The sequence below is a fragment of the Actinomadura sp. WAC 06369 genome, assembly GCF_003947565.1.
Lineage (GTDB): Bacteria > Actinomycetota > Actinomycetes > Streptosporangiales > Streptosporangiaceae > Spirillospora > Spirillospora rifamycini.
Genome location: NZ_QHJN01000248.1, coordinates 1 through 8,268 on the forward strand (window position 1 = coordinate 1; position 8,268 = coordinate 8,268).

Genomic DNA, 8,268 nt, shown 5'->3' on the forward strand with positions numbered 1-8,268 from the left:
GCCGAGGTGTGGGTCCCGGCCCGGGTGCGGGGGCGGTGAAGCGGTACGAGCCGGAGCCGACGGCGAACACGGCGGCGCCGTCCCGCATCCGCAGGAACCTCGCCCCCTCCTGCCGCACCTGCGCGGCGGACCGGGCCGGGACCCACACCTCGGCGGTGGTGTTGACCGGGACGGACACCGACAGCTCGAAGCGGCCGCCGGCGACCGACCACGCCGTCTCGATCGGGCCGTACATCGAGTCGTGGCGGCCGCGGGCGCGCCCGACCTCGCCGCCCGGGCGCGGCCGGATCACGGTCCTGCGGTAGCCGGGCTCGGCCGGGGCGATGCCGGTGATGTTGGCGTACATCCACTCCCCCACCGCGCCGTAGGCGTAGTGGTTGAAGGAGTTCATCGCCGGGTCCTCGAAGCCGCCGTCGGGCCTGATCGAGTCCCAGTGCTCCCACATCGTGGTGGCGCCCTTGCCGATCTGGTAGCCCCACGACGGGTACGTCTTCTGGTGCAGCAGCCGGTACGCGACGTCGGTGTGCCCGGTCTCGGTCAGCACCGGCAGCAGTTCCGGCGTGCCGAGGAAGCCGGTGGACAGGTGCCAGCCGCGCGCCTCGATCAACTCGACGAGCCGGTCCGCGGCGGGCCCGCGCGCGTCCTCGGGCAGCACACCGAACGCCAGGGCGAGCGCGTAGGCGGTCTGGGTGTCGCCCTTGACGCGGGCTCCGCCCTCGGTGACGTACGCGTCGTCGAACGCGGCGCGCACCCGTCCGGCGAGGTCCTCGTACCGCTCGGCGTCCGCGTCCTCGCCCAGGACGCGGGCGGTCTCGGCGACGAGCGCCGCGCTGTGCGCGAAGTAGGCGGTGCCGATGACGTCCTTGGGCGTCTCGTCCTCGACGTTCAGCCAGTCGCCGTACCCGGACGCGGGGCGCAGCAGCCCGTCGCTGTTCCGCTCCAGGTACGCGATCCACTTCCGCATCGCCGGGTAGTTGTCCTCCAGGACGCGGCGGTCGCCGTACGCCTGGTACAGGTTCCACGGGACGGTGACGCCCGCGTCGCCCCAGCCGGCCGAGCCTCCGCCGAGGAAGCCGACCTTCGGCGCGACGTCCGGGAACGCGCCGTCCTCCGACTGCGCGTCGCGCATGTCCCGCATCCACTTGGTGAGAAAGCGGGCGGACCGCATGTTGTAGGCGGCGGTGCGCCCGAAGACGTTGATGTCGCCGGACCAGCCCATGCGCTCGTCCCGTGCCGGGGTGTCGGTCGGGATGCTGAGGAAGTTGCCGCGCTGCCCCCACGTGATGTTGCTGTGGAGCCGGTCGAGCATCGGCACGTCGGTGTCGAACTCCATGGTGAACGGCTCGGCGGTGTGCATGACGCGCCCGGTGACGGCGTCCGGGCCCGGCGTGCCGGGGTAGCCGGTGACCTCGACGTACCGGAAGCCGTGGAAGGTGTACCGGGGCTCGTAGGTCTCGGCGCCGCCGCCCTTGAGCGTGTAGGTGTCGGTGGCCTTCGCGGTGCGCAGGTTCGCGGTGTAGAGGGTGCCGTCCTCGTTGAGGACCTCGCCGTGCCGCAGCGTGACCGTCCGGCCGGCCTCGCCGGACACGCGCAGCCGCACCGCGCCCACCATGTTCTGGCCGAGGTCGAAGATGTGCACGCCCTTCGCCGGGCTGGTGACCTTCACGGGCCGGATCTCCCGCTCGACCCGGGTGGGCGCGGCGGACTGGGCGACGGGGAGGGGGCCGGCCTCCTCGTCGACCAGGACGGGCTTCCACGCCGCCGCGTCGAACCCGGGGCGGCTCCAGCCGGGGGTCTCCTCGCGGGCGTCGTACGCCTCGCCCATGAGCAGGTCGGACGTCTGGACCGGCCCCACCGCGCTCCGCCAGCCCGGATCGGTGACGATCTTCTGGGACGTCCCGTCGGTGTAGTCGATCCGCAACTGGGCGCGGAACCACGGGCGGTCGCCGTACTGGCCCGGCCCGAAGATGGCGATGTGCCCGGAGTACCAGCCCGGCGCGAGCGTCGCGCCGATCGCGTTGCCGCCCTTGCGCAGCAGCTTCGTGACGTCGTACGTCTGGTACTGGACGCGCTTGGAGTAGTCGGTCCAGCCGGGGGTCAGCTCGTCGTTCCCGACCCGGCGCCCGTTGATCTCCGCGGTGTAGACGCCGAGCGCGGTCGAGTAGAGGCGGGCCCGCGCGATCTTCTTCCCGACCGCGAACTCCTTGCGGAGCCGCGAGGTCATGCCGTCGGCGCCGGACGGCACGGTCTGGAACGAGAAGCGGCGGTCGCCGCCCACGGGCTCGCCGTCCCGGTACGCCGTGCCGTGCTCGTAGCCGCCTTCCGTGTGCCCCCACCAGCCGATCTGCCCGGACGGCTCCGACTGCTCCACGTAGTACGTCCCGGCGGGAGCGGGCTCGTCCAGTTCGAGGGTCGCCTCGGCGTTGTCGGGGTGGTTCTCCACGCGGCGCCGGGCGAGCACCGCGCCGTCCGGGCCGTCCGCGCGCAGGGCGACGGTCACGTCGGCGTCGGAGGTCTGCCAGGTCGGCATCGGGATCGACACCGACGTGACCGGCTCGTCGGAGACGAACGTCTGCCCCTGCGTTCCCTCCGCGAGCCGCGACGGGTCGTTCTGCCCGGTGAAGGAGGTCGGGAGCGGCAGCGGCGCGTCGTGCCCGATCCACGCGCCGCCGAGGTCCCGGCCGTCCAGCAGGCCGGTCTCCCACCACGTGGGCTCGCTCCACCGCGAGGGGCGGCCCCGGTCGTCCCACACGCGGACGGTCCAGTGGTAGCGGGTGCGGGGTTCGAGCGCGGGCCCGCCGTACGGGACCAGGACCGACCGCGGCGACGCGACCCTGCCGCTCGTCCAGACGTCGGCGGACGCGAGCCGCGACGGGGCGGACGCGACGCGGATCTCGTAGGCGGACTGGCTCCGGTTCCGGGCGGGCGAGGCCAGCCGCCAGGAGAAGCGCGGCCGGGGGTCGTCGATGCCGAGCGGGCGGTCGCCGTACTCGGTGGTGGTCGAGGCGACGCGGACGCCGCCGGGGTCGGCCGCCGCCGGGGCGGTGCCCCCGGCGGTGACGGCCAGGAGGAGGGCCGACGGGAGGATGAGGAGTCTGGACCGTGCCGGTCGCATGGGCTGCCTCCGGTTTCGGGCACGGCGGGCCGAGCCCGCGGCCGCGCGCACGCGGCCGGGGCTCCGCTCGCCTGCCCCTAGGGTGGGATCCCCCGATCACACTCTCTTGTCGTGACGGTCTTCGGTTGTGGCGGTCGCCGGACGCGCCGTCAGCGCAGGAACGCCGCGGCGACCCCGGCGTCCACGGGCACGTGCAGGCCCGTCGTGTGGGTCAGGTCCCCGCCGGTGAGGGCGAAGACGGCCGCCGCGACGTGCTCGGGCAGCACCTCGCGCTTGAGCAGCGTCCGCTGGGCGTAGAACTCGCCGAGCTTCTCCTCCTCGACGCCGTACACGGCGGCGCGCTTGGCGCCCCAGCCGCCGGCGAAGATCCCGGAGCCGCGCACCACGCCGTCGGGGTTGACGCCGTTGACGCGGATGCCGTGCTCGCCCAGCTCGGCCGCCAGCAGCCGCACCTGGTGCGCCTGGTCGGCCTTGGTCGCGCCGTAGGCGATGTTGTTCGGCCCGGCGAACACGCCGTTCTTGGACGCGATGTAGACGATGTCGCCGCCCATCTCCTGGTCGACCATCACCCGGGTGGTCTCCCGGGCGACGAGGAAGGAGCCGCGCGCCATCACGTCGTGCTGGAGGTCCCAGTCCGCGACGGTCGTGTCCAGCAGCGGCTTGGAGATCGACAGCCCGGCGTTGTTCACCACCAGGTCCACGCCGCCGAACGCCAGGACGGCGTCCCGCACGGCCGCCGCGATCTCGTCCTCGGACGTGACGTCCGCCGCGACGGCCACCGCGACGTCCGACGCCCGCAGCGCGGACGCGCCCAGCTCGGCGGCGATCTTCTCCGCCCCGGCCAGGTCGCGGTCGGCGACGACCACGCAGGCGCCCTCGGCGGCCAGCCGGCGCGCGGTGGCCGCGCCGATGCCCGACCCGCCGCCGGTCACCAGCGCGACGCGGGTGGCGAGCGGCTTCGGCTTCGGCATCCGGCGGAGCTTGGCCTCCTCCAGCTCCCAGTACTCGATGCGGAACTTCTCCGCCTCGTCGATCGGCGCGTACGACGACAGCGCCTCCGCGCCGCGCATCACGTTGATCGCGTTGACGTAGAACTCGCCCGCGACCCGGGCCGTCTGCTTGTTCGCGCCGAAGGAGAACATGCCGACGCCGGGCACCAGGACGATCGCGGGGTCCGCGCCGCGCATCGCCGGGGAGTCCGGGGTCGCGTGCCGCTCGTAGTAGGCGGCGTACTCCTCCCGGTACTTCGCGTGCAGCTCCTTCAGCCGCGCCTTGACGTCGTCGAGCGGCGCGGACGGCGGCAGGTCCAGCACCATCGGGGCGACCTTGGTGCGCAGGAAGTGGTCCGGGCAGGACGTGCCGAGCGCGGCCAGCCGCGGGTGCTCGGCGCGCGACACGAAGTCGAGCACCGCCTCGCTGTCGGTGTAGTGCCCCACCTGCGGGCGGTCCGCGGACGCGAGCCCGCGGATCAGCGGGAACAGCGCGGCGGCGCGCTCGCGGCGCTCGGCCTCCGGCAGCGGCTCGTACCCGTCGACCACCGGGCCGAACGGTTCGGCCCGGCCGTGCTCGGCGATGTACGCCTCGGCCGTCCGGATGATCTCCAGCGAGTTCGCCTGGCACTCCTCGCTGGTGTCGCCCCAAGCGGTGATGCCGTGCCCGCCCAGGATGACGCCGATGGCCCGCGGGTTCGCCTTCTTGATCGCGGCGATGTCGAGGCCGAGCTGGAAGCCGGGCCGCCGCCACGGCACCCACGCCACCCGGTCGCCGAAGATCCGGCGGGTCAGCTCCTCGCCGTCGGCGGCCGTCGCGATCGCGATGCCCGAGTCGGGGTGCAGGTGGTCGACGTGCGCGGCCTCCACCAGGCCGTGCATCGCGGTGTCGATGGACGGCGCCGCGCCGCCCTTGCCGTGCAGGCAGTAGTCGAACGCGGCGACCATCTCGTCCTCGCGCTCCACGCCCGGGTAGACGTCCACGAGCGCGCGCATCCGGTCCAGCCGCAGCACGGCCAGGCCCTTCTCGGTGAGGGTGCCGAGGTCGCCGCCGGAGCCCTTCACCCACATCAGCTCGACGTCGCGGGCCGTCACGGGGTCGGTGACGGTGCCCTTCGCCGAGGCGTTGCCGCCCGCGTAGTTGGTGTTGCGGGGGTCGGAGCCGAGGGTGTTGGCCCGTTCCAGCAGCTTGCCCACCTCGGGTGGGGTCGCGGTCATCGATGCTCTCCTTGTCGGTGCCGAATCCGGATCAGCGTTCTGCGGTCAGAGGGACGGGCCCGATGCGGCCGCCCGCGGCCCGGGCCGGAGCGAACTCCCCGGCCGAACCGCTGCCACCGCGCCGGCGGCCTCGTCTCGGCCCGGAGCCAGGCCCCGGCCGAACCGCTGCCACCGCGCCGGCGGCCTTCTTACAGGGGCGGCCGGAGCGAGCTCTGCGAGCGGAGGCCGCCCCGGGTCCCGGGAGGGTCAGGCGCCCCAGCCGGCGGCCTGGCCGTCCTTGCGCTCGTCGACGACCCGCTCGTAGTAGCCGGACGCCTTGTACGCGGCGATCGGGTCCGGGTGCAGGCCCATCTCCTCGCGCAGCTCGGCCAGCAGCGGGCGGACGTCGGTGTTGTAGGCGTCCATGAAGATCGCGTTGGCCCCGAGGACGTCGCCGGCGGCCTGCGCGGCCGACAGCGCCTCGCGGTCGATCAGCAGGGCCTTCGCGGTGGCCTCCTGCACGTTCATCACCGAGCGGATCTGGCCCTGGATCTTCGGCTCGATGTTGTGGCACTGGTCGAGCATGAACGCCACGCCCGTCTCGGCGTCGTACCCGCCGCCGCGCACCACCTCGTGCATGATGCGGAACAGCTGGAACGGGTCGGCGGCGCCCACCATCAGGTCGTCGTCGGCGTAGAAGCGGGAGTTGAAGTCGAACCCGCCGAGCTTCCCCTCGCGCAGCAGGAACGCCACGATGAACTCGATGTTGGTGCCGGGCGCGTGGTGCCCGGTGTCCACGACGACCTGCGCCTTCGGGCCGAGCTTGACGCAGTGCGCGTAGGACGCGCCCCAGTCCGGCAGGTCGGTCATGTAGAACGCGGGCTCGAACAGCTTGTACTCCAGCAGGAACCGCTGGTCGTCGCCGAGCCGCTCGTAGACGGCGGCGAGCGCCTCGGCCATCCGGTCCTGCCGGGCGCGGACGTCGTCCTGGCCCGGGTAGTTCGTGCCGTCGGAGAACCACAGCTTCAGGTCGCGGGAGCCGACCTGGTCCATGATGTCGACGCACTCGAGCAGGTGGTCCAGGGCCTTGCGGCGAATCTTCGGGTCGGGGTTGGTGACGCTGCCGAGCATGTAGTCGTCGTCCTGGAAGACGTTGGAGTTGACGGCGCCGATCCGCACCCCCTTCTCCCGCGCGTGCGCCGCCAGCGCGGCGTAGTCGTCCACCCGGTCCCAGGGGATGTGCACCGCCACCTTCGGCGCGACCCCGGTGAAGCGGTGCACCTGCGCGGCGTCGTCGATCTTCTCCTGCGGGGTCCGCGGCACCCCCTGCTGGGCGAAGACCTTGAAGCGGGTCCCCGAGTTCCCGTACGCCCAGGAGGGAGTCTCGATCTCCTGGCGGCGCAGGGCGTCCTTCACCGCGCTGGTGTCGCTCACGGTCAACCTCTCGATTCGTCAGTAGCCCTCTGGTGAAGGGCGCGTGTTTCCGGTGGTCCGCCTCAGTCGAGGTGGAAGACCTCTTCCAGCGGCCGCATCCCGTCGTCGGGGCGGCCGTCGAGGTCCTCGAACAGCGGCGCCATCTCCGCCTGCCAGCGGGCGTTGACGTCGGTGCGGGCCATGCGCTCCCGCGCGGCCTCGAAGTCGTCGGTCTCCAGGTAGCCGACGAGGAGGCCGTCCTCGCGCAGGAACAGCGAGTAGTTGTGCCAGCCGGAGTCGCGCAACGCGTCCTGCATGTCGGGCCAGACCGCCTGGTGGCGCACCTTGTACTCCTCCAGGCGGTCCTGCCTGACCTTCAGCAGGAAGCACACGCGCTTGCTGCTTCCGGAGTCCATGCGACGATCAGAACTGGAACTCGTCGATGTTCTCGGTGTTGAACTTCGTCGGCGGGCCGAGGATGATCTCGCCGTTCGGCTGGATCGTGCGCTCGCCGAGGTCGCCGGCCTTCAGCACCTCGCCCTCCTTGCCGGTGATCTGGCCGGACGCCAGCGCGCCGCCGGCGTACGCGGCGAGGTAGCCGAGCTGCTTCGGGTCCCAGAGGGCGAACTCCTCGACGGTCTTGTTCTTGATGAACTGCCGCATCTGGTTCGGGGTGCCGAGGCCGGTCACCGCGACCTTGCCCTTGTACTCGGAGCCGTCGATGTAGCGGGCCGCGGCGGCGATGCCGACCGTGGTCGGGGCGATGATGCCCTTCAGGTCCGGGTAAGCCTGCAGGAGGCCCTGCGTCTGCTGGAAGGACTTCTGGTCGTCGTCGTCGCCGTAGGCGACCTTGACCAGCTCCATCTCGGCGTACTCGGGCTTCTCGAGCTCCTTCTTCATGAGCTCGATCCAGGCGTTCTGGTTGGTGGCGTTCGCCGTCGCCGACAGGATCGCGAACTTGCCCTTGCCGTCGATCTGCTCGGCGAGCATCTCGACCTGGGTGCGGGCGATGTCCTCGGAGCTCGCCTGCTTGATGAACACGTCGCGGCACTCGGGCGCCGTGTCGGAGTCGTAGGCGACGATGGCGATGTCCTGCTGCATGGCCTGCTTGAGCGGGCCGCACACCGCGTTCGGGTCGTTCGCCGAGATCATGATCGCGTCGTGCTGCTGCTGGATCAGCGTGTTGATGTAGGAGACCTGCGAGGACGCGGACGCGTCGGACGGGCCGACCTCCTTCGCCTCGGCCTCGAACCCCTTCGCCGCCGCGATGCCCGAGTCGTCGACGATCTTCATGTACGGGTTGTTGACCTGCTTGGGCAGGAACGCGAGCTTCAGGCCCTTCTCCATGGGCGCGCTCGGGTTCGCGGTCTTGCCGCTGCCGGCCTTGTCGCCGGAGCTCTCGGCCGACTCCTTCGTGGTGCCGCCGCAGGCGGCGAGCGACAGCGCGAGCGCGCCGGCGGTCGCCGCGGCGAGGGCGCGGCGCGGGAGGCGCAGACGGACGGTCATTGGTGTGCCTTTCGAAGAATCCAACTGGGGTGGGTCGCGCGAGGGCGG

General features: G+C 72.2%; 5 protein-coding genes. All 5 read right to left on the bottom strand.

All coding sequences use genetic code 11. The features are described 5' to 3' along the window. On the bottom strand, window positions 1-3,115 hold a 3,115-nt coding region (locus DMH08_RS36960), incomplete at its 3' end, for a glycoside hydrolase family 78 protein (protein ID WP_125620852.1). A gap of 149 nt (window positions 3,116-3,264) precedes the next feature. Beyond that, on the bottom strand, window positions 3,265-5,322 hold the full coding sequence (locus DMH08_RS36965; protein ID WP_125620854.1) for a bifunctional aldolase/short-chain dehydrogenase: 2,058 nt from the start codon (window positions 5,320-5,322) through the stop codon (window positions 3,265-3,267). 246 nt (window positions 5,323-5,568) lie between these two features. Continuing rightward, a complete protein-coding gene (rhaI, locus tag DMH08_RS36970) occupies window positions 5,569-6,735 on the bottom strand; it encodes an L-rhamnose isomerase (RefSeq protein ID WP_026404640.1) in 1,167 nt (388 codons plus the stop codon). Between the two features lie 62 nt (window positions 6,736-6,797). After that, window positions 6,798-7,130, bottom strand: a complete 333-nt coding sequence (locus tag DMH08_RS36975) for an L-rhamnose mutarotase (protein WP_026404641.1) — start codon at window positions 7,128-7,130, stop codon at window positions 6,798-6,800. Window positions 7,131-7,137: 7 nt separating this feature from the next. Next, window positions 7,138-8,220, bottom strand: a complete 1,083-nt coding sequence (rhaS, locus tag DMH08_RS36980) for a rhamnose ABC transporter substrate-binding protein (RefSeq protein WP_026404642.1) — start codon at window positions 8,218-8,220, stop codon at window positions 7,138-7,140. Between the last annotated feature and the right edge of the window lie 48 nt (window positions 8,221-8,268).

What these genes read in the sequence shown, in the direction of transcription:
- DMH08_RS36965 (WP_125620854.1), bottom strand. Translation starts at nt 5,322, where the DNA reads ATGACCGCGACCCCACCCGAGGTGGGCAAGCTGCTGGAACGGGCCAAC.
- DMH08_RS36975 (WP_026404641.1), bottom strand. Translation starts at nt 7,130, where the DNA reads ATGGACTCCGGAAGCAGCAAGCGCGTGTGCTTCCTGCTGAAGGTCAGG.
- rhaS (WP_026404642.1), bottom strand. Translation starts at nt 8,220, where the DNA reads ATGACCGTCCGTCTGCGCCTCCCGCGCCGCGCCCTCGCCGCGGCGACC.